Annotated in this window: 16 protein-coding genes and 2 pseudogenes; 11 read left to right on the forward strand and 7 right to left on the reverse strand. The window is 64.8% G+C overall.

The features are described 5' to 3' along the window. Positions 1-35 precede the first annotated feature (35 nt). The 3 genes from RZV17_RS05205 to RZV17_RS05215 all read right to left on the reverse strand — a co-directional run bounded on the left by RZV17_RS05205 (position 36) and on the right by RZV17_RS05215 (position 4,433). Entirely contained in the window at positions 36-497 is a 462-nt protein-coding gene (locus RZV17_RS05205; RefSeq protein WP_039413190.1) for a cell wall hydrolase, read from the reverse strand. Positions 498-1,110: 613 nt separating this feature from the next. Continuing rightward, a complete protein-coding gene (locus tag RZV17_RS05210) occupies positions 1,111-3,144 on the reverse strand; it encodes an NADPH-dependent 2,4-dienoyl-CoA reductase (protein WP_355607704.1) in 2,034 nt (677 codons plus the stop codon). 266 nt (positions 3,145-3,410) lie between these two features. Beyond that, positions 3,411-4,433: a zinc-binding alcohol dehydrogenase family protein gene (locus RZV17_RS05215; RefSeq protein ID WP_355607707.1), complete on the reverse strand. Its 1,023-nt coding sequence runs from the start codon at positions 4,431-4,433 to the stop codon at positions 3,411-3,413. Between the two features lie 414 nt (positions 4,434-4,847). Between RZV17_RS05215 and RZV17_RS05220 the strand changes: the two genes are divergently transcribed. The 3 genes from RZV17_RS05220 to RZV17_RS05230 all read left to right on the forward strand — a co-directional run bounded on the left by RZV17_RS05220 (position 4,848) and on the right by RZV17_RS05230 (position 7,526). Beyond that, entirely contained in the window at positions 4,848-5,945 is a 1,098-nt protein-coding gene (locus tag RZV17_RS05220) for an OmpA family protein (RefSeq protein ID WP_029219243.1), read from the forward strand. Between the two features lie 200 nt (positions 5,946-6,145). Beyond that, on the forward strand, positions 6,146-6,646 hold the full coding sequence (locus RZV17_RS05225) for a hypothetical protein (RefSeq protein ID WP_039413182.1): 501 nt from the start codon (positions 6,146-6,148) through the stop codon (positions 6,644-6,646). A gap of 19 nt (positions 6,647-6,665) precedes the next feature. Beyond that, complete coding sequence (locus tag RZV17_RS05230; RefSeq protein ID WP_355607711.1) at positions 6,666-7,526, forward strand: pseudouridine synthase; 861 nt, start codon at positions 6,666-6,668, stop codon at positions 7,524-7,526. Here the strand turns inward: RZV17_RS05230 and RZV17_RS05235 are convergent. Continuing rightward, positions 7,465-7,869 (reverse strand): HNH endonuclease, encoded by a 405-nt coding sequence (locus RZV17_RS05235; protein ID WP_166750197.1) that lies wholly within the window; start codon positions 7,867-7,869, stop codon positions 7,465-7,467. The genes RZV17_RS05230 and RZV17_RS05235 overlap by 62 nt on opposite strands. Positions 7,870-7,871: 2 nt before the next feature. After that, positions 7,872-9,080: a glycine C-acetyltransferase gene (gene kbl / locus RZV17_RS05240; RefSeq protein WP_047695385.1), complete on the reverse strand. Its 1,209-nt coding sequence runs from the start codon at positions 9,078-9,080 to the stop codon at positions 7,872-7,874. A 92-nt stretch (positions 9,081-9,172) separates the two neighbouring features. Here kbl and RZV17_RS05245 point away from each other — a divergent pair. From RZV17_RS05245 to RZV17_RS05265, 5 genes and pseudogenes are all read left to right on the forward strand, one after another. Beyond that, positions 9,173-10,269: pseudogene (locus tag RZV17_RS05245) on the forward strand (sulfate ABC transporter substrate-binding protein). A 2-nt stretch (positions 10,270-10,271) separates the two neighbouring features. Continuing rightward, positions 10,272-11,132, forward strand: a complete 861-nt coding sequence (gene cysT / locus RZV17_RS05250; RefSeq protein WP_104581671.1) for a sulfate ABC transporter permease subunit CysT — start codon at positions 10,272-10,274, stop codon at positions 11,130-11,132. Then, the gene (gene cysW / locus RZV17_RS05255; RefSeq protein ID WP_047695388.1) at positions 11,129-12,082 is read left to right on the forward strand and encodes a sulfate ABC transporter permease subunit CysW; all 954 of its coding nucleotides are present in this window, start codon (positions 11,129-11,131) and stop codon (positions 12,080-12,082) included. Before cysT ends, cysW begins: the two co-directional genes overlap by 4 nt. Positions 12,083-12,089: 7 nt before the next feature. Further along, complete coding sequence (locus RZV17_RS05260; protein WP_166750350.1) at positions 12,090-13,121, forward strand: sulfate/molybdate ABC transporter ATP-binding protein; 1,032 nt, start codon at positions 12,090-12,092, stop codon at positions 13,119-13,121. A 286-nt stretch (positions 13,122-13,407) separates the two neighbouring features. Beyond that, on the forward strand, positions 13,408-14,124 hold the full coding sequence (locus RZV17_RS05265) for a TorF family putative porin (protein WP_166750195.1): 717 nt from the start codon (positions 13,408-13,410) through the stop codon (positions 14,122-14,124). Between the two features lie 981 nt (positions 14,125-15,105). Here RZV17_RS05265 and tdh read toward each other — a convergent pair. Then, entirely contained in the window at positions 15,106-16,140 is a 1,035-nt protein-coding gene (tdh, locus tag RZV17_RS05270; RefSeq protein WP_179455019.1) for an L-threonine 3-dehydrogenase, read from the reverse strand. Between the two features lie 589 nt (positions 16,141-16,729). After that, the gene (locus RZV17_RS05275) at positions 16,730-19,141 is read right to left on the reverse strand and encodes a TonB-dependent receptor (protein WP_082002661.1); all 2,412 of its coding nucleotides are present in this window, start codon (positions 19,139-19,141) and stop codon (positions 16,730-16,732) included. A 103-nt stretch (positions 19,142-19,244) separates the two neighbouring features. Here RZV17_RS05275 and RZV17_RS05280 point away from each other — a divergent pair, with 103 nt between their 5' ends. From RZV17_RS05280 to RZV17_RS05290, 3 genes and pseudogenes are all read left to right on the forward strand, one after another. After that, on the forward strand, positions 19,245-21,326 hold the full coding sequence (locus RZV17_RS05280) for a phosphocholine-specific phospholipase C (RefSeq protein WP_355607719.1): 2,082 nt from the start codon (positions 19,245-19,247) through the stop codon (positions 21,324-21,326). 43 nt (positions 21,327-21,369) lie between these two features. Then, positions 21,370-21,762: pseudogene (locus RZV17_RS05285) on the forward strand (S46 family peptidase); the annotation flags it as partial. Positions 21,763-21,817: 55 nt separating this feature from the next. Next, positions 21,818-22,462, forward strand: coding sequence for a histidine phosphatase family protein (locus tag RZV17_RS05290; protein WP_039412210.1), 645 nt, complete (start codon positions 21,818-21,820; stop codon positions 22,460-22,462). Positions 22,463-23,265: the final 803 nt, after the last annotated feature.

Consider the following 23,265-nt stretch of genomic DNA (forward strand, 5'->3'; position numbering starts at 1 on the left):
ACACGCCGCAGCGCACTGCAAGGCAGGGATGTCGGTCAAGACGCAGTGCGCGGACGCAGCTTCTGCACGCGGTAGAACGTGTGGTCGCCGATGGTGGCAACCTGATAGGCGTTACGCCAGCTCGGGCTGGCGATTGCACTGGCGGCGAAGTGGCTCGCGCCTGGCACGATCTCCTTGCGCTGCCCCACGGGCAACGCCCAGTTGCGTTCCGCAGCCAGGGCCACGCCCAATGCCTTGTTCCAGGCATCGTCATTCTTCAACTGCGTACCCGGAGAGACGATGGTGGGTGCGAACTGCTTGCGCGCGGTCACCACCTGGCACATCGAGTCGCCCCACAGCCCGCTATCCAGCCGACGCAACGCAACTTCTGCAACGGCCTGCTGGCCACGCAAGGTCTGGTCGCGCGCTTCCAGGTAGACGGTGGTACTCAAACACAACGAATCTGCAGCAGGCTGCGGCAATAATTGCGACAGCCAGAGTATCCAAGCCAGTTTCATAGAACTCCTTGCTCCGTATGGGCCGATCCGCAGAGCGCCCAATGTGGGTGCACCAGTGCGAAGGGCTTGGCGTCATGGGGAGGCGACCTGTCACGGGCCGCCCGGTCTCCGGCGAAGAGAGATCTACCGGAGGTGCCCACCAAGTGGGTGGGTCAAAAAGTTGGCGCAAGGTAGGCGCCGATCACACAATCGTGGCTGAATGGGCGGGGTTGACGTGGCGTCAGCGCGGCTGCGCCTACGTTGCGCAGGTGCCGGCTCACGCATCGCAACACGCTGCACGCGTCGCATCGGCAGAGCGACACGCGCGCTTTGCGAAACGGCAGGCAATGCAGCGCAAGCACGATGGCGCGCGCACCTTTTTTAGTTCACACGGCCTGCACGCACTGCGTGTTCGACAGCGAATACGCATGCGCGCTTTTCTGTCACAAGAGACCGTTGCAACGCACGATGTCATTGCGCACGACGCACGACAAAACCACTCACGTCGGCAAGGACGCGTTCCGGCATACAAGCACAAGCCGCATGCGCTTTATCGTCAGATGCACAATGACCGAAGCTGCGCCACGGTATGAAGGCAGCTCTCGGCGCACCGGCGTCGTTCGAGTTGGGTTGTTTACAACGTGGCAGCGAGTCGGCTGGCCTGGTTGATGGCACGCTTGGCATCCAGTTCGGCGGCCACGTCTGCGCCGCCGATCAGATGCGGTTGCTGACCGTTGGCCTGCAGCGCGGCAAGCAATTCGCGCCGCGGCTCCTGACCGGCGCAGACCACCACCGTGCCCACGTCGAGCAGTTGCTCGCTGCCGTCCACGCGGATGCGCAGGCCGGCATCGTCCACCCCCAGGTACTCCACACCACCGAGCATCTTGACGCCTTTGGCCTTGAGCGTTGCGCGGTGGATCCAGCCGGTGGTCTTGCCCAGCCGCGCGCCGGGGCGCCCGGGGCTGCGCTGCAACAGCCAGACCTGGCGGGCAGGGCGCTCAGGCTGCGGTTTGCACAGCGCGCCGCGGGCCTCGAAGGTCGGATCCACGCCCCATTCGGCCATCCAGCGCTGTGGATCCAGCGATACCGACGCACCCTCGTGCACCAGGAATTCGCCGACATCGAAGCCGATTCCACCGGCTCCGATGATCGCCACCTTGCCGGCGGCGACGTGGCGGCCCAGCACCACGTCCAGATAGCTGACCACCATCGGATGATCGGCGCCGGGAAAGTCCACCTTGCGCGGCTCGATACCGGTTGCCAGCACCACCTCGTCGAAGTCCTTCAGGTCGTCTGCCTGCGCGCGCGTCTGCAGTCGCAGCTGCACGCCGGTGGCCTCGATGCGGTGGCTGAAATAGCGCAGCGTTTCAGTGAATTCTTCCTTGCCGGGAATGCGTTTTGCCACGTTGAACTGGCCGCCGATGGCGCTGCTCGCATCGAACAGCGTCACCCGGTGACCGCGTTCTGCCGCCACCGTCGCGCACGCCAGGCCCGCGGGTCCGGCGCCGACCACGGCGATGCGCTTGGGCGTGGCCGTGGGTGCGTAGACCAGCTCGGTTTCGTGCACGGCGCGCGGGTTGACCAGGCAGGTGGCCAGCTTGTTTTCGAATACATGGTCCAGGCACGCCTGATTGCAGGCGATACACGTATTGATGGTGTGCGATTGCCCGGCGCGCGCCTTGTTGGCCCACTGCGGGTCGGCCAGCAACGGCCGTGCCAGCGACACCATGTCCGCCGCGCCGTCGGCGAGGATGCGCTCGGCCACCTCCGGCATGTTGATGCGGTTGCTGGCCACCACCGGAATGCGCAGGTGCGGTTTGAGCTTGGCGGTCACGCTGGCGAATGCGGCGCGCGGAACCGAGGTGGCAATGGTCGGAATGCGCGCCTCGTGCCAGCCGATGCCGGAGTTGATGATGGTCGCGCCGGCCGCTTCGATCGCCTGCGCCTGTGCCAGGATTTCCTGCCACTGGTTGCCGTCCTCGACCAGGTCCACCAACGACAACCGGTAGATGATGATGAAGTCCTCTCCGCAGGCCTCGCGGATGCGGCGCACGATCTCCACGGCAAAGCGCATGCGTTTGGCTGCGTCGCCGCCCCAGGCGTCGCTGCGCTTGTTGGTACGCGCGGCGGTGAACTCGTTGATCAGATAGCCTTCCGATCCCATCACCTCCACGCCGTCGTAGCCGGCCTCGCGTGCCAGCCGCGCTGCGCGGGCATACGCGGCAATCTGCCGATCTACTGCCGATGCCGACAACGCGCGCGGGGTGAAGGGGTTGATCGGCGCCTGCAGTTTGGAAGGCGCCACTGACAACGGATGGTAGGCATAGCGCCCGGCGTGCAGCAGTTGCAGGCAGATCTTGGCGCCGTGCGCGTGCACCGCCCGGGTGACCTGGCGATGCGGGCGTACTTCCCAGGGCCACGACAGCTTGCCGCCGAAAGGTTTGAGCCAGCCCACCACGTTCGGCGAGAAACCGCCGGTCACGATCAGGCCGACACCGCCCTCGGCGCGCTCGGCAAAATACGCGGCCAGCTTGGGGAAATCGCGCGCGCGGTCTTCCAGCCCGGTGTGCATCGAGCCCATCAGGACCCGGTTGCGCAGTTGGGTAAAGCTCAGATCGAGCGGGGTGAACAGGTGCGGGAAGGCGGAAGGGCCGGTGGCGGGCGACATGAGATGGATACGCTGGCGTACGGAGTGCGCACGATGCCGTCAAACGGGCGTGGCGGCAAGCCCCGGTAGCGGATTTCGCTTCGCGACGGCGCCGCAGGCACTTTCGCGCCCTCCGTGCGCGCCACTGCCTTCTTGCGTACCGTCTGCCCATGCAGCCGCAGCGGGGCCAGATCCTGGCGCTCGTCGTCACCGGATGGCAGGCGTCGGCAGCGTGCCGCGCGTCCGCTGCCTCTGCCGTGCAAGCGGTGGCGTAGCCGCCGATGCGGTTACCAGCCGGCCAGCACCAGCTTGCCGATCGTGCTGCCGCTTTCCAGGCGCCGATGCGCCTGGCGCAGATTCTCGGCGTTGATCGGCGACAGCGTCTCGGTGTGCGTCGTGCGTAGCTCGCCGGCATCGATCAGGCTCGCGGCGCGGTTGAGGATGCGGTGCTGTTCCACCATGTCGTCGGTCGCGTGGCGCGCCCGCGCGAACATGTGCTCCCAATGGATGCCGATGCACTTGGACTTGTAGGGGCCGCCAATGGTCAGCGCACCGCGCGGCTCCACGATCAGGCCGACATGTCCTTGCGGTGCCAGGACTTCGCCCAACTGCTGCCAGTAGCGGTCGGTATCGGCCAGATTCAGCGCCGCGTCCACGGTCTGCAGGCCCAGTGCCTGTAACTGCGCGTGCAGCGGCCGATGGTGGTCGATCACATGATGAGCGCCCATTTGCCGAACCCATTCGATGCTCTCCGGGCGCGATGCAGTCGCGATCACCGTGAAGCCGGCATGCCGTGCCAACTGGATCGCGATCGACCCAACGCCACCAGCGCCACCGATGATCAACAGATGCCTGCCGCGTTGACGCGCGCCGTCGAAGGCGAAGGGCATGCGCTGGAACAGCAGCTCCCAGGCCGTCAGGGTGGTCAGCGGCAATGCCGCTGCCTGCGCAAAGCTGAGCGAGGTCGGCTTGCAGCCGGCAATGCGTGCATCCACCCACTGGAACTGCGCGTTGCTGCCCGGCCGGCCGACATCGCCGGCGTAATACACCTCATCGCCTACCGCAAACGCGGTGACCTCCGGACCAACCGCTTCGATCACTCCGGCCGCGTCGTAGCCCAGGATCATCGGCTCGGGCAAGGCCTGCGGCGTGGACGCGCGTACCTTGGTGTCGACCGGATTCACGGAGATCGCCTCCACCCGTACCAATAAGTCATACCCCGAGGGCGCTCCGGGGCTTGGTAGCTCAATGTCAAGCAGCGATGCGGGGTCGTCGATCGGCAAGTATCTAGTGAGGGCGACGGCTTTCATCGGGACGCTCCTGATGGGAAGTTCAGGGTGCGTTGTGAAGTCAGTGCGCTGCAACCACGCACCCCACAATTCAGCTCGCACGGGGCCTGGCGTTCACCTATGTGGTTTTCCTGCCACGCTGGGGCACCGGAAAGTGCCTTGCATGGAACCGTCTTCAATCGCCTCGATTCGGCTGATGTTCATGTGCTTCGATAAGCGAAAGTGAGCGCCGGGCCCTTTTCTTCATGAAACTGTATACGTAATATCGAGTGGGCTCGGCGGCCCTGGCGATTGCTTTCACATGTTATATGACCGTTAACGCGATCTTCACCGAGGCCGGCTTAATCTGCGCCCCGATGGCTCTGGATGTGACGAGCATCTTTACCAAGAACACCGCCTCTATCGGTTTTATCTCCCAAAGAAGGAGCTGTATAAATGAACAAGAAAATTCTCACTGCCGCGTTGCTCGGCGGTCTGGCAGTGGCCCAGGCTGCTTCCGCGCAGGAGTTCGATGACCGTTGGTACCTGACCGGTAGCGCTGGCTTCAACTTCCAGGACAGCGATCGCCTGACCAATGATGCTCCGTTCGTCACCCTGGGCCTGGGCAAGTTTGTCAGCCCGAACTGGTCGATCGACGGTGAACTGAACTACCAGAACCCGAACTTCGACGCCAACCAGGACCAGAACTGGAGCCAGTACGGCATCTCGTTCGACCTGCGTCGCCACTTCATCCAGGAAGGCCGCGGCTGGAACCCCTACCTGCTGTTCGGTCTGGGCTACCAGCGTTCGGAAGAAGAATTCGACGCGACCCCGAACCCGGTGTCGCCGGGCCAGCAGAAGGACGGCAACTTTGCCGCCAAGGCTGGTGTCGGTCTGCAGACCACCTTCGACAAGCGCGTCGCCGTGCGTGCTGAACTGGCCTATCGCGCCGACTTCAACGACCAGAGCGTTGCTGCTCCGCAGGAAGACTGGTTCGGCGACGTGCTGGCTTCGGTCGGCGTCGTGATCCCGCTGGGACCGGCTCCGTCGACCGCTCCGCCGCCGGCTCCGGCTCCGGTTGCTCCGAGCTGCGCCGATCTGGATGACGACGGTGACGGCGTCAACAACTGCGACGACAAGTGCCCGAACTCGCAGCCTGGCCAGACCATCGGTCCGGACGGTTGCCCGGTTCCTGTCTCGATCGACCTGAAGGGCGTGAACTTCGACTTCAACAAGTCGACCCTGCGTCCGGATGCCGTGTCGATCCTGAGCGAAGCGACCGAGATCCTGAAGCGTTACCCCGACCTGAAGGTCGAGGTTGCCGGTCACACCGACTCGAAGGGTACCGACGCGTACAACCAGAAGCTGTCCGAGCGTCGTGCGACCACCGTGTACGACTACCTGACCAAGAACGGCGTCGATGCGTCGCGTCTGGTCGGCCCGATCGGCTACGGCGAGAGCCGTCCGATTGCTCCGAACGCCAACCCGGATGGTTCCGACAATCCGGAAGGCCGTGCGAAGAACCGTCGTACCGAGCTGAACGTCCAGAACTAATCTGGCCGCTGGCTTGCTTCATACAAAACCCGGCCTCGCGCCGGGTTTTGTCTATGTGTGATCCGAAAACTCCCGAATTCAGCGGCAGCCGGACCGCCATGCTGTCTGCGTTGCCATCGATATGCGGTTCCTGTTGAAACAGCGTTCATCGCTGCCTACACTCGCCGCGTCGACACCACACTCTTACTGGAAGAACCACGATGCTGCGTACCGCTTCGGCAGGATTGCTCTGTCTCGCCTTGATTCCCGCCGCCTACGCCGCACCGAACTGCGCCGGCAACACGGTCTCCCAGCCGCTGCCGTTGCCCGCCACCGTCATCGCGCCGGCCGCTGCCGAGTTCTATGCCCGCAGCGTGCAGCTGGGCATGCCCACCGGCGTGCTGGCACAGCCGTACAGCAGTGATCAATCGGTCGACCGCGTACTGCTGCGCCTGCGCGTGGAAGGCTGCCAGGACCTGGCCAAGGTCATTCCACCGGGCGGCACCGTCAACCCGAACGATCCGGCGGCCTACAAGGCCACGACCGCCTTCGACAACACGCCGTGGCGCTTTGACATGAGCCAGAACGGCAAGCGCATGACCGCCGAAGAATTCGACGCCTGGATGAAGGCGCGCGGCGTGCGCGTGGTCAAGGCGCGTCCGGTGGCCGCACCGGCGCCGGCTGCGCCTGCTGCCGACGTCAAGCCGGTCGAAACCAAGTAAGCCGCACGGTCGGGACGGCATGACCCGGCGACCACCGCCGGCGACGTCCCGGCCTCGTCAGCGCGCCTCGGCTGCACCGGTGCGCGGCGTGCGTGCATCGGCTGCAGGTGCCAATCACTCTGCGCCACGCCACGGGCTGGCGCGGGTGTTGTCCAAGCTGGGTGTGTGTTCGCGCACCGAAGCGGCGCGCTGGATCGTCGATGGGCGGGTCAGCGTCGCCATGCGGGTGATCCGCGACCCAGAGTTTCCGATCCGCACCGACCAGCAGGTATCCATCACCGTCGATGGTCAGCCGCTGGCCGGGCCTGCGCGCCTGTACCTGATGCTCAACAAACCGCGCGGTGTGGTGACCACGGCCCGCGACGAGCAGGGCAGGGACACCGTTTACCGCTGCTTCGATGGCGCTGGTCTGCCGTGGATCGCGCCGGTGGGGCGGCTGGACAAGGCCAGCGAGGGGCTGCTGCTCTTCAGCAATGACCCGCATTGGGCCGCGGCAGTGACCGACCCGGGTAGCGGGCCGGACAAGACCTATCACGTGCAGATCGATTGCCGCCCGAGCGCCGAGCGGCTGGCGCAACTGCAGGCCGGGGTGGTCGACCCCGACCCGGACGGCGACGGTGCGTTGCTGCGCGCCAAACAGGTGCGGTTGTTGCGCGAAGGCGAGCGCAATGCCTGGCTGGAGATCGTGCTGGACGAAGGCCGCAACCGGCAGATCCGCCGGCTGCTGGCGGCCGTGGATATCGGTGTGCTGCGGCTGGTGCGCGTGGCGATCGGTTCGCTGGCAATGGGGGCGCTGGGCAAGGGCGCCTGGCGCGAGCTCAGTGCGGCGGAAGTCCGGGCGCTGATGTCGGCTCCCGCCAGCGCGCCAGGCGCGCGCTGAGCAAGGCGCCGACCACTTCGACAGCGCGCGCATCGCCAGCACCGTTGGCGTCATGGCGCCGCCCCTTGGCGTGGTTGCAGCTGGCACAGGCCAGCGCGAGATTGCGTGCGTCATTGGGGGCGTCGCCGACCAGCGCGCAGAGCGCGGCGGCGGCGCGCCGGCCGAACCAGGCCTGCGGCACCACGTGTTCCAGGGTGGTGTGGCCGAGCGGCTCGCCGTCGGCACGGACCTGCAGGCGCCGCCGGCAATGCAGGCAGCGGGTTTCCCAGCGATCGGCAAGCAGCTGCGCCTGGGCATCGGTCTGCGCCGCGAGCAGGAGCCGTTGGCGCAGGACCGTGCGCATGCTCAGGACTTGATGACGTCCAGTTCGCGGCCGATCTTGATGAAGGCCTCGATGGCCTGATCCAGGTGCTCGCGGGTGTGTGCGGCGCTGATCTGGGTGCGGATGCGCGCCTGCCCCTTGGGCACCACCGGGAAGAAGAAGCCGATGGCGTAGATGCCTTCTTCGAGCAGGCGCTCGGCAAACTTCTGCGCCAATGGCGCGTCGTAGAGCATCACCGGGCTGATCGGGTGCACGCCGGGCTTGAGATCGAAGCCGGCCGCGGTCATGCGCTCACGGAAGTAGCGGGTGTTCTCCACCAGCTGCGTGCGCAGCTCGCCGGCCGCGTCCAGCATCTCGAACGCCTTGATGCCGGCGGCCACCACGTGCGGCGGCAGCGAGTTGGAAAACAGGTAGGGTCGCGAACGCTGGCGCAGCAGCTCGATCACTTCGCGCCTTGCGGTGGTGAAGCCGCCCAGTGCGCCGCCCATGGCCTTGCCCAGGGTGCCGGTGAAGATGTCGATCTGGTCCAGCACGCCCTTGACCTCGGCCGAGCCACGACCGCTGGCGCCCAGGAAGCCGGTGGCGTGGCATTCGTCGATGTGCACAAGCGCGTTGTACTTGCGGGCCAGGGCAGTGATCTCGTCCAGCGGGGCGATGAAGCCGTCCATCGAGAACACGCCGTCGCTGGTGATCAGCTTGGTCTTGCAGCCGGCCGCGTCGGCGGCCTGCAGTTGCGCTTCCAGGTCGGCCATGTCGCAGTTGGCGTAACGGAAACGCTTGGCCTTGCACAGGCGCACGCCGTCGATGATGGAGGCATGGTTGAGCGCGTCGGAAATGATCGCATCCGCTTCGCCGAGCAATGGTTCGAACAGGCCGCCGTTGGCGTCGAAGCAGGCCGCGTAAAGGATGGTGTCTTCGGTGCCGAAAAACTCGGCGATGGTGCGTTCCAGTTGCTTGTGCAGGTCCTGGGTGCCGCAGATGAAACGCACCGACGCCATGCCGAAGCCATGCGTGTCCAGCGCGTCCTTGGCGGCCTGGATGATGTCCGGGTGGTCGGCCAGGCCCAGGTAGTTGTTGGCGCAGAAGTTCAGCACGCTGCGGCCGTCTGCCAGGGTGATCCGGGCCGACTGCGGGCCGGTGATGATGCGCTCGGACTTGAACAGGCCCTGGGACTGGAGGGTCTCCAGTTCGGCGGCGTAGTGGGCGGTGAGCGCGGCAGGCGGACGGGTCATGGCGGTCGCTGTGGCAAAGAAAGAAGCGCAATGTTAACGATCACAATGGCATACCACTACGTCATGCAAAATCGGCATAAGCGGCGGCGTGGATGTCATTTCACCGCCCGCGTGCCGCTGCGCAGCATGGCATGCTTGCTGTTCAGCTGCGCCCACCGGCCAGGAGATCGTTGTGACACACCCCCGTATCCGTCTTGCTTCCCTGTTCTGCACGCTGCTGGCGCTGGCCGGCCCGGCCGGCGCGCGCGATATCGGGCTGCTCAACGTGAGCTACGACCCCACCCGCGAGTTCTACCGCGACTACAACACCGCCTTCGCAGCCCAGTGGAAGCAGCAGCATCCGCAGGACACGGTGACCGTGGAAACCTCGCATGGCGGGTCGGGCAAACAGGCGCGGGCGGTCATCGACGGCATCGAAGCCGATGTGGTCACCCTGGCGCTGGCCTACGACGTGGACGCGATTGCCGAAAAGGCCAAGCTGATCGACAGCGATTGGGAAAAGCGGCTGCCGGACAACAGCGCCCCTTACACGTCGACGATCGTGTTCCTGGTGCGCAAGGGCAACCCAAAAAATATCCACGACTGGCCGGACCTGCTGCGCTCGGGCGTGGCGGTGGTGACGCCGAACCCGAAGACCTCCGGCGGTGCGCGCTGGAACTATCTGGCCGCCTGGGCCTATGCCGACCACATCTTCAAGGGCGACCGCGAGCGCATCCTGCGCTACATGCAGGCCCTGTTCCGTAACGTGCCGGTGCTCGATACCGGTGCACGCGGCGCCACCACCACCTTCGTCCAGCGCGGGATCGGCGATGTACTGCTGGCCTGGGAAAACGAGGCGCTGCTGGCGCGCGAGGAACTGGGCAAGGACAAGTTCGAGATCGTGGTACCGAAGCTGTCGATCCTGGCCGAGCCGTCGGTGGCGCTGGTGGACAAGAACGTGGACAAGCACGGCACCCGTGATGTGGCCGAGGCCTATCTCCGTTACCTGTATGCACCGGAAGGCCAGAAGCTGGCTGCCAAGCACTTCTATCGCCCGCGGCATCCGGAGTTCGCCGATCCGGCGGATGTGGCCCGCTTTCCCGACATCAAGCTGGTGACCATCCAGCAGGCCTTCGGCTCGTGGGACAAGGCACAGCAGGAACACTTTGCCGACGGCGGTCTGTTCGACCAGATCCAGGCCAAGAAGTAGCCATGCAGACATCGGTTGCATCCGGCACGGTGTCGCCATCGCGCCGGCGCGTGATGCCGGGGCTGGGCCTGAGTCTGGGCATCACCCTGACCTGGCTGGGCCTGATCGTGCTGATCCCGCTGCTGGGGATTTTCATCAAGACCAGTGGGCTGGGCTGGGAGGGGTTGTGGAAGGTCTGGAGCGAGCCGCGCGTGCTGTCGGCATTGCAGGTGAGCTTCGGCACCGCGTTTGCGGCCGGTGCCTTCAATGCGGTGATGGGCACCTGGGTGGCATGGGTGTTCGTGCGCTACAGCTTTCCGGGCAAGCGCTTGTTCGATGCGGTGATCGATCTGCCGTTCGCGTTGCCCACGGCAGTGGCCGGTATTGCGTTGACCGCGTTGTATGGCGGCAACGGCTGGGTCGGGCGTTGGCTGGAGGCGATCGGCATCAAGGTGGCCTACACTCAGCTGGGCATCGTGCTGGCGCTGGTATTCGTGGGCCTGCCGTTCGTGGTGCGGGTGGTGCAGCCGGTGCTGGCCGAAAGCGAGCGGGAGCTGGAAGCGGCTGCCGCCACGCTGGGCGCCTCGCGCTGGCAGACGGTGTGGCGGGTAGTGCTGCCGGGGCTGTGGCCTGCGGTGCTGACCGGCTTTGCGCTGGCGTTTGCGCGCGGGGTGGGTGAGTACGGCTCGGTGATCTTCATTGCCGGCAACCTGCCCAATGCCACCGAGATCGCGCCGCTGCTGATCACCATCCGGCTGGAAGAATTCGACTACGCCGGCGCCACCGCGATTGCGGCGGCCATGTTGCTGCTGTCGTTCGTGATCCTGCTGCTGGTCAATACGTTGCAGGCACGCCTGCTGCGCTATCAACGGAGGCCCGCATGAGCGATGCTGTCTCATCGTTGCCCTCCCTGTTGCAGACACGCACGATGACCGAGCAGGCGCGCCGCATCACCGACTCGGCCACCAACGAGCCGCGCTGGGTGCAGTGGTTGATGATCCTGGGCGCGTTGGCCTTCCTGCTGGCGTTCCTGCTGCTGCCGCTGGTGCTGGTGTTCGCCGAGGCGTTGCGTGGCGGCTGGGATACCTTCCTGCGCGCAGTGGTCGACCCGGATGCGTTGTCGGCGATCAAGCTGACGCTGATGGTGACCGCGATCGTGTTGCCGCTGAACCTGGTCTTTGGCGTCGCTGCGGCATGGGCCATCAGCAAGCATCAGTTCCGGGGCAAACGCCTGCTGGTCAGTTTGATCGACCTGCCGTTCTCGGTGTCGCCGGTGGTGGCGGGCCTGATCTTCGTGCTGATCTTCGGGCGCAGTGGCTGGGCCTGGCCGCTGATCGACGAAGGGTGGCGGGTGCAGCTGCCGGCGCTGGGCGAATTCGTGATCCAGCTGCCGCGGATCGTGTTCGCGTTGCCGGGCATCGTGTTGGCAACGACGTTTGTCACTTTCCCGTTCATCGCGCGCGAGCTGATGCCGCTGATGGAGCAGCAGGGCAGCGACGAAGAGCTGGCTGCACTGAGCCTGGGTGCGAGCGGCTGGCAGATGTTCTGGCGGGTGACCCTGCCCAATATCCGCTGGGGCCTGCTGTACGGCGTGCTGTTGTGCGCGGCGCGCGCGATGGGCGAGTTCGGTGCGGTATCGGTGGTGTCCGGGCATATTCGCGGGCGCACCAACACGCTGCCGCTGCACGTGGAAATTCTCTATAACGAATACGCCTACAGCGCCGCATTTGCCTGCGCCTCGCTGCTGGCCTTGACCGCGCTGCTGACGCTGGCGTTGAAGACATATCTGGAATGGCGGCACGGCGATGCGCTGGCCGCCAACCACCGCCACTGAGGTGACCATGGGTATCCGCATCCACCGCCTGCGCAAGCAGTTCGACACCTTCACCGCGCTGGACGACATCACCCTGGACGTGCGCCAGGGCGAGTTGCTGGCCCTGCTCGGTCCCTCAGGTTCGGGCAAGACCACCTTGCTGCGGATCATGGCCGGGCTGGAGCATGCCGATGGAGGGCAGGTGCTGTTTGGCGACGAAGACGCCACCCGCATGAGCGTGCAATCGCGCCGGGTCGGCTTCGTGTTCCAGCACTATGCGCTGTTCAAGCACATGGACGTGTTCGAGAACATCGCCTTCGGGCTGCGCGTGCGGCGTGGCAACGAGCGCTGGGCCGAAGCGCGCATCCGTGCACGCGTGGAAGAGCTGTTGGCGCTGGTGCAGTTGCAGGGCCTGGAGCAGCGCTATCCCACCCAGCTCTCCGGCGGCCAACGGCAGCGCGTGGCATTGGCGCGCGCGCTGGCGATCGAGCCGCGCGTGCTGCTGCTGGACGAGCCGTTCGGTGCGCTGGATGCGCAGGTGCGTCGCGACCTGCGGCGCTGGCTGCGCGAGCTGCACGAGCGCACCGGCCTGACCACGGTGTTCGTGACCCACGATCAGGAAGAAGCGCTGGAACTGGCCGACCGCGTGGCCATCCTCAACCGCGGCCGCATCGAGCAGCTCGACACGCCGGCGATGATCTACGACAAGCCGGCCTCGCCATTCGTGTACTCGTTCGTGGGGGCGGTGAACCGCATTCCCGGGGTGCTGGCGCAGGGGCAGATCCAGGTGGCCGGGCATGCGCTGCCCGCGGCCAATGCGGCCCTGGCCGCAGGTCCGGTCGAGGTATACGTGCGTCCGGAGGACCTGGTCCCCGACGAGGCGGGCTGGCCGGCCACGGTGGCCTGGTCGCAGCGTAGCGGGGCGCGTCTGCGCCTGCGCGCGACGCTGGAGCCGGCAGGCAACGAGGTAGAGGTGGAGCTGCCGGCGTCGGCCGGAAGTTTTCAGCCAGGGCAGCAACTACGCCTGGCAGCGCGCCACTACGGGGTGTTTCCGGCCTGACCTGGCCGGCTGGTACCAGCCGGGAATCGGGATGGGTGATAGGGATTAGGGCACCGCAGGGATTCTCTTCGCTGTGGCCAATCCCCAATCTCCACTCCCGTCCCATCAAGATTCGGCTCTGCCGGTCGATGAGACGAAGGCCTGATCGGCGTCATCGGCTTCTGCAGGATGTGCGCTGGATCCAGCGAGCGCGACGTTCATGTTGCGCTGCAATGACAGTTCGACTAAGAAGTCAGTGCAGCTCGCTTCGCGCCATCCGCCCGCCCATCGCTCCAGGAGATGCCCCATGAAGCAGACCCCGCTCGCCTGTTGTCTGTCGTTGCTGTTGTTGTCTGTCGTGCCGCTGGCACAGGCGCAGGAGGAAGACGCGCCTGCCCCGCCACTCAGCGGGACCTTTGCGGTGACCAGCGACTACCTGTTCCGCGGTATCTCGCAGACCAACGAAGACCCGGCGTTCCAGGCCGGGCTGACCTACAAATTGCCGTATGGCTTTTATGTCGGCACCTGGGGTTCCAATGTCGACTACGGCGCTGGCGATCCGGATTGGGAAGTGGACGGCTTCGTCGGCTACAACACCGACCTGAGCGCCAACTTCAACCTGGATGTGATGGTGAACCGCTATCAGTACCTGGGCGCGGGCGCATCCAACTACGCCGAGCTGATCACCAAGACCACATTCCTGAAAATCTACAGCCTGACCCTTGCCTACACCAACGATCTGTACGGCACCGACACGGACGGCTATTACTACGCGCTGGATGCCAATTGGGCATTGCCGCACAACTTCACCATCGGCGCCCATGCCGGGCACAGCATTTATACCGCCGCACTCAGCAAGGTGGACCACGACTACAACGATTTCGGCGTCAACGTGGGCAAGACCTTCGGCCCGCTGGGCCTGACCGTGGGTTATTACGACACCAGCGAAGCAGCCGAATTCGGTTTTGGCCGGCAGAATTCACAAAACCATCTGGTGGCGACGGCGACGGTCACCTGGCCGTGATGGCGATGAACTAAACAGCGGCTCTGACGAGTCGGCTGTGAAGGGGTGAGGCGGCAAGAGTGGCTACGTGTATTCTTCGCCGCCTGTTTAAACGACGCTTTGCTTCAATCGTGGTTTGTTTTGGCGTGATTGCATCGTGCGGATCGATCACTTGTATAGCGGTTGATCTGTGTCTTGGCTGCAGGGCCCTTGCCCGCCCACCATCGCGGGACACGCTGCAAGTACGTCCATGTAGCTCCGTGGCGGCATCCATGCCGCCAAGGGTCCCGCGACGGTGGGCGGGCAAGGACCAGTTGAGACGGTCCTTGCGTCGCGTTTTCAAAAAGCACCAGTAAACCGTCTGACGCGGTGTTTTGTTCTCGATCAAGCAGCTGGAAAACTGGCGCGTGCGGTTTTTCGTTCTTTATGTGCAATCAGCCAACTGTCTGGTGCGGTGTCCTCGCCGATTGCGGGACCGTTGGCGGCATGGATGCCGCCATCGAGCCTCCACGGACGGATTCACGGCGTGTCCCGCGAGCGGTGAGGGCACCGCGCCCTCGACGCTGAGGCTTGGCTGCAGGGCCCTTGCCCGCCCACCGCCGCGGGACACGCTGCAAGTACGTCCATGTAGCTCCGTGGCGGCATCCATGCCGCCAAGGGTCCCGCGACGGTGGGCGGGCAAGGACCAGTGGAGATGGTCGGTACGTTGCGTTTTCAAAAAAGCACCAGTAAACCGTCTGACGCGGTGTTTTGTTCTCGATCAAGCAGCTGGAAAAACTGGCGAGTGCGGTTTTTTTGTTCTTTATGAGCAATTAGCGAACGGTCTGGTGCGGTGTCCTCGCTCACTCAACCGACTGAGCTTTGTCTGCATCCTCGCCGACGTCGCGTATCTTGAAGCGCTCGTCTGCACCCAAGGATCACTCGCTGCGTTTAAGCACTTCCGAAGACCGAAATACAAAAGGCGCCTCGCGGCGCCTTTTGCGTATCTGCACCATTAGACGATCAATTCCAGCTCAACACAACCTTGCCGGCCTTGCCTTCTTCCATCAGGTCGAAGCCTTTCTGGAAATCGTCGATCGGCAACTGATGGGTCAGCACCTTGTGCAGCGGGAAACCCGACAGCACCAGCTGCGTCATCTTGTACCAGGTCTCGTACATCTTGCGGCCGTAGATGCCCTGCACGGTGAGACCCTTGAAGATGATCTTGTCCCAGTCGCAACCGGCGCCGCGCGGCATGATGCCGAGCATGGCGATCTTGCCGCCGTGGTACATGCAGTCGAGCATGTCGTTGAACGCGCGCGGGTTGCCGCTCATTTCCAGGCCCACGTCGAAGCCTTCCATGTGCAGGTCGGCCATGACGTCCTTGAGCGAGGTCTTGGAGACGTTGACCACGCGCGTGGCGCCCATGTCGGCGGCCAGCTTGAGGCGGAAATCGTTGACGTCAGTGACCACCACGTTGCGCGCACCGATGTGCTTGCAGATGCCGGCGGCAATGATGCCGATCGGGCCGGCGCCGGTGATCAGCACGTCTTCGCCGATGACATCGAATTCCAGCGCGCAATGCGCGGCATTGCCGTACGGGTCGAAGAACGCGGCCAGCTCGGACGGGATCTGGTCCGGAATCGGCCACAGGTTGGACGCCGGCATCACCATGTATTCGGCGAAGGCGCCGTTGACGTTGACGCCGATGCCGACCGTGTTGGGGCACAGGTGCGGGCGCCCGCCGCGGCAGTTGCGGCAGTGGCCGCAGACGATGTGGCCTTCGGCCGAGACGCGCTGGCCCACCTGGTAACCGGTGACCGCCGAACCGAGCTCGGCCACGCGGCCGACGAACTCATGGCCGATGGTCAGGCCGGGGGTGATGGTGCGCTGGCTCCACTCGTCCCACAGGTAGATATGCAGATCGGTACCGCAAATGGCGGTCTTTTCCAGCTTGATCAATACCTCGTTGGGGCCTGGCGTCGGCACGGGAACCTGTTCCAGCCAGATGCCTTTGTTCGCTTCGCGCTTGACCAGCGCCTTCATCGTCTGCGCCATCTGGCGGGGCCTGCTGAGTGAAAGATAAGCCGCCGATTATATGCGGGGGCCAGGCGGATGCATGTGGCGGTGCAAGAGCAATGGTTCCGGCGCAGTCCGGGTCGGGACGTGGTGGTGATGGGTGGGTTGGCAGACAGGATGCGTCTGTTGCCGGGCGGTTGCCCCCATCCGCCCTTCGGGCACCTTCCCCCCTAGGCGGGGGAAGGGCAGGGAAGTCGAGCTACAGAGAAGTCGAGGTACAAGGGAGTCGAGCGACAGAGAAGTAGAGCTACAAGGAAGTCGAGCGACAGGGAAGTCGGCAAGCAGGGACGTCGACAAGGAGGGGGGCCGCTGCGCAAGACCGGCCACCGCTCGGGGAAGGCAGAAAGGAAAAGCGGAGAAGGCAAAAAGTAGATGAGGCCGAGAACGGCAGGGAAGACAGAAAGCAGGTGAGGCGAGATACGGATAAGCCGAGCAAGCGTGAAGGTATGGGAACGGGCGCTGCGGACGGGCTTGAGGCGTCAAGACGCCGCCGGCCTGCCTTCTCCCGCGCGCGGGAGAAGGTGGCGCGTAGCGCCGGATGAGGGCGCTTCAGGCGCTGCAGCGCTACTTAGAACTTCACATCCAGGCTCATGAAGTATTGCCGTGGCGCACCCACCACCATGGTCTGGTTATAGCCGTCCGGATCGGAGGCAACGTAGCCGTTGGTGCCGGTGCTGGCGAAGTAGCGCTTGTCGGTGAGGTTGGTGATGTTGAGGGCGAGCGCGACATTCTCGACCGGGCCGACGCGGCCGAAGTCGTAGCGTGCGCCGGCATTGAACAGCCAGTACGACGGCACCTGTGAGTCGTTGAGGAAGGTGATGTAGCGCTTGTCGACATACTTGCCGTCCAGGTCCAGACGCAGGTTGCCGAGCTGGTAGCTGGCGCTGGAGGAGAACATCAGCGCCGGAATGCCGACCACGTCCTTGCCGGAGGTGGCGACCACGCCGTTGTTGAGGTAATCGTCCTGATAGCGCGAGCGGTTCCAAGACAGCGAGTTCAACCAGCTCAGGCCTTCGACCGGGCGCCACATCAGGGCCAGATCCGCACCGGTGCTGTGTACCGCACCGACATTGCTCAGGATCGAGGCGCAGGTCTGCACCGCGGTGCACGGCGAGGTGGTCAACAGGCGGTTGGAGAACTTGGTGAAGTAGGCATCAGCCGAAAGCTGGAACTGCTCGTCCTGCAGGCGGTAACCCATCTGCACGGTTTGCGATTCTTCCGGCTCCAACGTGGAGCGGCTGCGGTCAAAGGCGGCCTGCGAGGTGGCGAACGGAGTGAAACCGAAGGCGGCGATGTTCTTGCTGTAGGACGCGTAGATGTCCTGGCGCTCGTCGAGTTTGTAGTTCACGCCCACCTGCGGCAGGAAGTTGTCTTCGGCACGGATGCGGCCCTGCGCCAGTGCGGTGGTCGGCACCAGCGATTGCGCGCGTGTGGTGGTGTCCAGCGCCTTTGCGCCGTAGTTCAGCGTCAGCCGGTCATCGAGCAGGCGCACGGTGTCCTGCAGGTACAGCATGCGGGTCTGGGTGGTGTAGCGTTGTTGGAAATCGCGGCGGAACGGGGTCTGTGCCTCAAGGACGTTGTACAGCGAGGTATAGCCCTCGTTGCCGAGCGCGAAGTAATTGCGGCCCTGCGTGGTGCGCGCGTTTTCCGCCCATGCACCGACTTCCAGATCGTGATTGCCCCACGACCACTTCAAGGCGCTGGTGCCGCCAAAACGGTCCAGGCCATAATCGGTGGTACGCATCGACACCGGAACCTGCGCCGAGGTGGCCACGTACGGCGTCACCCATTGCCCTTCGCCACGATTGGCGTGGTAGTAGCCGGTGGCATCGAGCGTTGCGCCACCGAACACGAAGGTGCCGGACAGGCCGGCAAGATTGTCGCGACGCAGGCCGCCGCCGGCGTAGTAGCTGGCATCGAGCCAGCTGTAATCGCTCGGCAGCCCGGCCAGCGATTGCGGGTAACCGTTGGCCACGCCGCTGGTGGCGCCGGTGTTTTGATACGCACGCGCCATCTGCACGGCGGTGGCCCAGTCCGGCTGCAGATAGTCGTAGTCCCAGCCCAGTGCGCGCTGGCTGGTCAACGACAGATCCATGTAGTCGTATTCCTTGCGCCGCGAGGTATCCACGAACAGGCTCAGGCGGTTGCCGTCGCCCCACTGGTACACGGTCTTGAGGTTAGCCTGTTCGGAGGTCTGGTCGCCGAAGCCCTTCCACTTGTCGGTGCTGGCATTGGCATAGGACAGGTACGCCGACAAGCCGTTGCGGTCGCCGGTGTCGGCGCGCACGAAGGTGCGGCGCGTCGCGTCGCTGCCCACCGTCTGCACCAACCGCGCGCCGGGCGTGGTCTGCGGATCGGCCGAATAGAACTGCATGGTGCCGCCGAGATTGGTATTGGAGGCGGTGCCGAGCGCGCCGGCACCTTGCGCGATTTCCACCGAGCCAAGGTTTTCCGAAATGATGGCGCGGGTGATGTGCAGGCCGTTGGTGACGCCGTAACTCATGTTGCCCAGCGGGATGCCGTCGAGCGTGTAGCCCAGGCGGCTCTGATCGAAGCCGTGCAGGGTCACCTGCGTGGACCACTCGTAGGTGCCGAACGGGTCGGCGGACTGGAACTGCACGCCGGGCAGTTTCTCGACGGCCTTGAAGGCGCTGCTACCCGGTGTGAGTTGTTCGATGTCCTGGCGGCTGATGCGCTGCACCTGCCGCGTGCTGCCCTGCGAGACCACGTTGATGGCGTCCAGCTGCGTTGCATTGCCTGTGGCATCGGCCGGTGTTGCCGGTGCGTCGGCCACGCTGGTCACCGGGTCGGCGGCCTGCGCCATGACGGGAAGCAGCGCGGCCAGGGCGAGCGCCAGCGGAGTGACATCAAAACGACGAGCGGAAGTCATGGGGGAATCCTGTTCGAGCACGGCTGAGGGCGGACGCGCGGTGCAACACCGGCGTTTCGCGACGCAGGGTGTCAACGGCTCATGAAACATTGATGACGGTGGCTGTCGCAAAACTGTCGTGCTCGCCCGCTATACACGTGTTCTGCAGCCGCATCGCGTGCTGCATTGCACGGGCTTCGTTAGGATTTTGGTCATGACGTCATCTGCTTCGCGCCGCGATTTCCTCAAGCGGGTTGCTGCACTCACTGCGGCCGGAGCGCTGCCTTCGTCGATCGGGCGCGCGCTGGCGCTGCCGGCCGATTCGCGCACCGGCACGCTGCGCGACGTCGAGCATGTGGTGATCCTGATGCAGGAAAATCGCTCGTTCGATCATTACTTCGGCGCACTGCGTGGCGTGCGCGGATTCGGCGACCCGCATGCGTTGCAACTGCGCGACGGCAACCCGGTCTGGAGCCAGCCTGCGGCCGATGGACGGCGCCTGTTGCCGTTCGCGTTCGATTCGCAAACCACCTGCGCGCCGCTGATCAAGAGCCTGGACCACTCCTGGAAAGCCGGCCACGGGCAGGACCCGGTACGCTGGGCCGAATACGACGCCTGGGTGCCGTACAAGGGCGAGCTGACGATGGGGTATTTCCAGCGTCAGGACATCCCGTACTACCACGCGCTGGCCGACGCCTTCACCATCTGCGATGGCTATTTCTGCTCGATGCACGGGCCGACCAATCCCAACCGCATGTACCTGTTCACCGGCACCAGCGGCCTGAGCGTGGGCGACCTGCGCGCACAGGTCGCCGACAACGCCGACGATGGCAACTGGACTGCCGACATGGCGCGCGACAAACCCGGTTACGCGGCGATGGGCTGGACCACGTATGCGCAGCGGCTGCAGGCCGCCGGCATCGATTGGCGCGTGTATCAGGAATACGACAACTTCGGCTGCAACTCGCTGGCGTATTTTGCGCACTACCGCGGGCTCGATCGCGCCGACGAGCGCTATCGGCGCGCACGTGCCTGCGTGCCCGGGTCCACCGCAGAAAACGCGCCCCACACCCAGGCCGATCACCTGATTGCGGCCATTGCAGCCGATGTGCAGGCCAATCGCCTGCCGCAGGTGTCGTGGATCATTCCGCCCACCGCGTATTGCGAACATCCCGAAGCACCGCCGGCCTATGGCGAATCGTTGGTGGCGCGTCTGATCGACGCGCTGACCTCCAATCCGGAGGTCTGGGCCAAGACTGCATTGATCATCAACTACGACGAGAACGACGGCTTCTTCGATCATGTGCCGGCACCGCTGCCGGCGCTGGATGCACGCATGGGGCGCAGCAATGTCGATGTGCGCGGCGAGTCGTATAACGGTGTGCCGGTCGGCCTGGGCATCCGCGTGCCGATGTTGGTGATCTCGCCTTGGACGCGGGGCGGCTGGGTCAATTCGCAGGTGTTCGACCACACCTCGGTGCTGCGCCTGCTGGAGCGTCGCTTCGGTGTGGCCGAGCCGAATATCAGCCCATGGCGTCGTGCGGTCAGCGGCGATCTCACCAGCGTGTTCGACTTCCGCAAGCCGGACGATTCGGCGCTGAGCGCCTTGCCCTCCATCGACGACTACCGTGCGCGCACGGCTGCGGTCCGCAACAGGCCGCAGCCGGCGCCACCGGCCACGGCGCGCATGCCGCGCCAGGAGCCGGGCCAACGTCCGGCACGCGCGTTGCCCTACGCCCTGCAGGTGCATGCGCGCGAACACGCGCGCGAAGCGCTGCAGCTGCAGTTCGTCAACACCGGCACCGCGGCGGCGGCCTTCAATGTCTACAGTGGCGTCGCCAGCGGCGGGCCCTGGTATTACACCGTGTTGCCGGGTACGCAGCTCGACGATGTGCCGGTGGGCGCTGCACTCGATGGCGCGTATGCGTTGCGCGTGCACGGGCCTAATGGATTCCTGCGCGAGTTTGCAGGCGTCGTGCGGCCCGCATCGGCGCAGCAGGCGGCGCCGTGGCTGGAAGCGCGGCAGGAGGGCGATGCGCTGGTGCTGGAGATCGGCAATGCCGGGCAGCAGGCCTGCACGCTGCAACTGCGCGCGCTGGACCACGGCGACCCCCGTCCACGCTCGCTGCAGCTGGCCGGTGGTCAACGCCAGACCATCCGGCTGGCGCTGGCGGCAAGCGATCACTGGTACGACGTGATGGTGGAGCAACCGGGTTCGGCATTTCGCCGCCGGCTGGCCGGTCATCTGGAAACCGGTCGGCCAAGTCGCAGCGATCCGGCGTTGGGACGCGCCTGAGCGGAGGCCTGCCGCTGCGTGCGTCAGCGGGCGTGGCGTGGCTTCCACGCTGGATGGCATGGCCGCCAAGGACACCCGCGCCGCCTCGTTCAACGCGCTCAAGCCGTTGCCGGCGGCGGTCAGGGCCAAGCGCTGCCGGGTTCGAAGACAAGCGCCCGGGCTCGGTGCCGGTCAACCTCGTGTCGGAGCTGGACATCAGTGGCGGCAGCGCCGGCGTGCCGGTAATGGATGCGCAGGGCAGTTGGTCGGTCTGGGGTTCGACGGCAACCGGGAGTCGGTGAGCAGCGACTGGACCTTCGACCCGGCGATGACCCGCTCGACCGCTGCACAAAGCGATCTGCGCTGGATCATGACTGTGGTGGCGCCCGCATTGCAGGTCCCGAAGGCGCTGGGTGTGCGCTGGGTTGGCCGGGCAGGGGGCGGGGAGCGGTTATGATGCGGTCCGGTTTCGCCGCAGCGAGCCGGCCCCTCCCCCAAGGAACTCTCAGCGCATGCGCATCCTGCTTGCTCGTCACGGCGAGACGCCGTGGAACGCCGAAGGCCGTTACCAGGGCCAGATCGATATTCCGCTGTCGCCGGTGGGCGAAGGGCAGGCACGTGCGCTGGGCGAACGGCTGCACACGTTGCAGATCGACCGCGCAGTGGCCTCGCCGCTGTCGCGCGCGCAGGCCACCGCCAAGGCTGCGTTGGGTGCATCGCGCGAAAGCCTGCTGCAGACCGATGCCGACCTTCAGGAAATCGCCCACGGCGAGTGGGAAGGCCTGCTGGCCAGCGAAATCAACGACAAGGATCCCGCCCGCCTGCGTGCCTGGCGCGAAGAACCGGACACCGTGCTGATGCCGGGCGGCGAATCGCTGCGTCAGGTGCTGGACCGCAGCTGGCGCGGCCTGGCGCGTGCCGCCGACGGGCTGGGCGCCGACGACACCTTGCTGGTGGTCGCGCACGACGCGGTCAATCGCGTGATCCTGTGCAAGATCCTCGGCCTGCCGCTGTCCAAGCTGTGGAGCTTCCGCCAGGCGCCCACCACGCTCAACCTGCTCGAAGGCGACGATGTCGACCACCTCGAAGTGGTCCGTTTGAACGACTGCGCCCATCACACACCGTTTTTCGGTGAGGCCAAGCATCGGGCGTTGTAACGTCTCGCAACGCAGCGTAGGTCTACCAGTACGGAGACGTATCATCATAGACAGCGCGACATATCAGTAATTTGGTAATGATGCGCCGTCCTGCCGGATGGCGTTATCTCGCTGCTTAAGCGATGGCGCAAACTCAAGATGGAAAATGGTCAGGTAGGCGATGAATCATTTGCGTTCAGAAGTAGCTCCGCGAACATCCAAGTTATTCGCCTGGAGCAAGGTCATATTGCTTTGTGCACCGATAGCTCTGGTGCCGCTGAGTCTGTTCGTCGATTTTGCACCCGCTCCATTTTTACGGTCTGACCTTTGGTTCTGGCCGATGACGGCCCTAGGTGCTGTGCTGTGCTGTGCGTGCTATTGCAGAGGAATGCGCGTCGGCATGGGCGCGAGGGAATTTTCAATCAAAACAGCCGGTTGTTTTCGGTATTCATGATATGCGGCGCACCGATATTGTTGGGCTGTGTATGCTTGTTACTGTTGTGCAAGCTGTTGCCGTGGTTATTCACCCTGGCGGTGGGCGAATCATTCGAACACACATATGTGATGCAGACGCATTACCAACATGATCGAAAGCTTTGCGAGTACCGGTTAACTGGCGCGCCGATGGAGGGTGCCGTGCCCAGCTATCTCTGTATCAACGCGTCTTCTTATCGGCGTCATCCGGAGCAACCGGTGCAGGTGCTGTTGACCGGTCAGCGGTCTGTGTTGGGTCTGCGGATCGAAAGGTTCTACGAAAAATAGCCACGCAAGCGAGGATTGCAGCGGGGATAGCCTGTGGCGGAGTTGTCTTCCGTGTGGGAATA

The organism is Xanthomonas cannabis, assembly GCF_040616535.1.
Lineage (GTDB): Bacteria > Pseudomonadota > Gammaproteobacteria > Xanthomonadales > Xanthomonadaceae > Xanthomonas > Xanthomonas cannabis.

Coding starts and splice junctions, on each gene's coding strand:
- RZV17_RS05230 (WP_355607711.1), top strand. CDS start 6,666: ATGACCCGGCGACCACCGCCGGCGACGTCCCGGCCTCGTCAGCGCGCC.
- RZV17_RS05280 (WP_355607719.1), top strand. CDS start 19,245: ATGACGTCATCTGCTTCGCGCCGCGATTTCCTCAAGCGGGTTGCTGCA.
- kbl (WP_047695385.1), bottom strand. CDS start 9,080: ATGACCCGTCCGCCTGCCGCGCTCACCGCCCACTACGCCGCCGAACTG.
- cysT (WP_104581671.1), top strand. CDS start 10,272: ATGCAGACATCGGTTGCATCCGGCACGGTGTCGCCATCGCGCCGGCGC.
- RZV17_RS05235 (WP_166750197.1), bottom strand. CDS start 7,869: ATGCGCACGGTCCTGCGCCAACGGCTCCTGCTCGCGGCGCAGACCGAT.
- RZV17_RS05275 (WP_082002661.1), bottom strand. CDS start 19,141: ATGTTTCATGAGCCGTTGACACCCTGCGTCGCGAAACGCCGGTGTTGC.
- RZV17_RS05210 (WP_355607704.1), bottom strand. CDS start 3,144: ATGTCGCCCGCCACCGGCCCTTCCGCCTTCCCGCACCTGTTCACCCCG.
- RZV17_RS05260 (WP_166750350.1), top strand. CDS start 12,090: ATGGGTATCCGCATCCACCGCCTGCGCAAGCAGTTCGACACCTTCACC.
- RZV17_RS05225 (WP_039413182.1), top strand. CDS start 6,146: ATGCTGCGTACCGCTTCGGCAGGATTGCTCTGTCTCGCCTTGATTCCC.
- cysW (WP_047695388.1), top strand. CDS start 11,129: ATGAGCGATGCTGTCTCATCGTTGCCCTCCCTGTTGCAGACACGCACG.
- RZV17_RS05205 (WP_039413190.1), bottom strand. CDS start 497: ATGAAACTGGCTTGGATACTCTGGCTGTCGCAATTATTGCCGCAGCCT.
- RZV17_RS05220 (WP_029219243.1), top strand. CDS start 4,848: ATGAACAAGAAAATTCTCACTGCCGCGTTGCTCGGCGGTCTGGCAGTG.
- RZV17_RS05290 (WP_039412210.1), top strand. CDS start 21,818: ATGCGCATCCTGCTTGCTCGTCACGGCGAGACGCCGTGGAACGCCGAA.
- RZV17_RS05215 (WP_355607707.1), bottom strand. CDS start 4,433: ATGAAAGCCGTCGCCCTCACTAGATACTTGCCGATCGACGACCCCGCA.
- RZV17_RS05265 (WP_166750195.1), top strand. CDS start 13,408: ATGAAGCAGACCCCGCTCGCCTGTTGTCTGTCGTTGCTGTTGTTGTCT.
- tdh (WP_179455019.1), bottom strand. CDS start 16,140: ATGGCGCAGACGATGAAGGCGCTGGTCAAGCGCGAAGCGAACAAAGGC.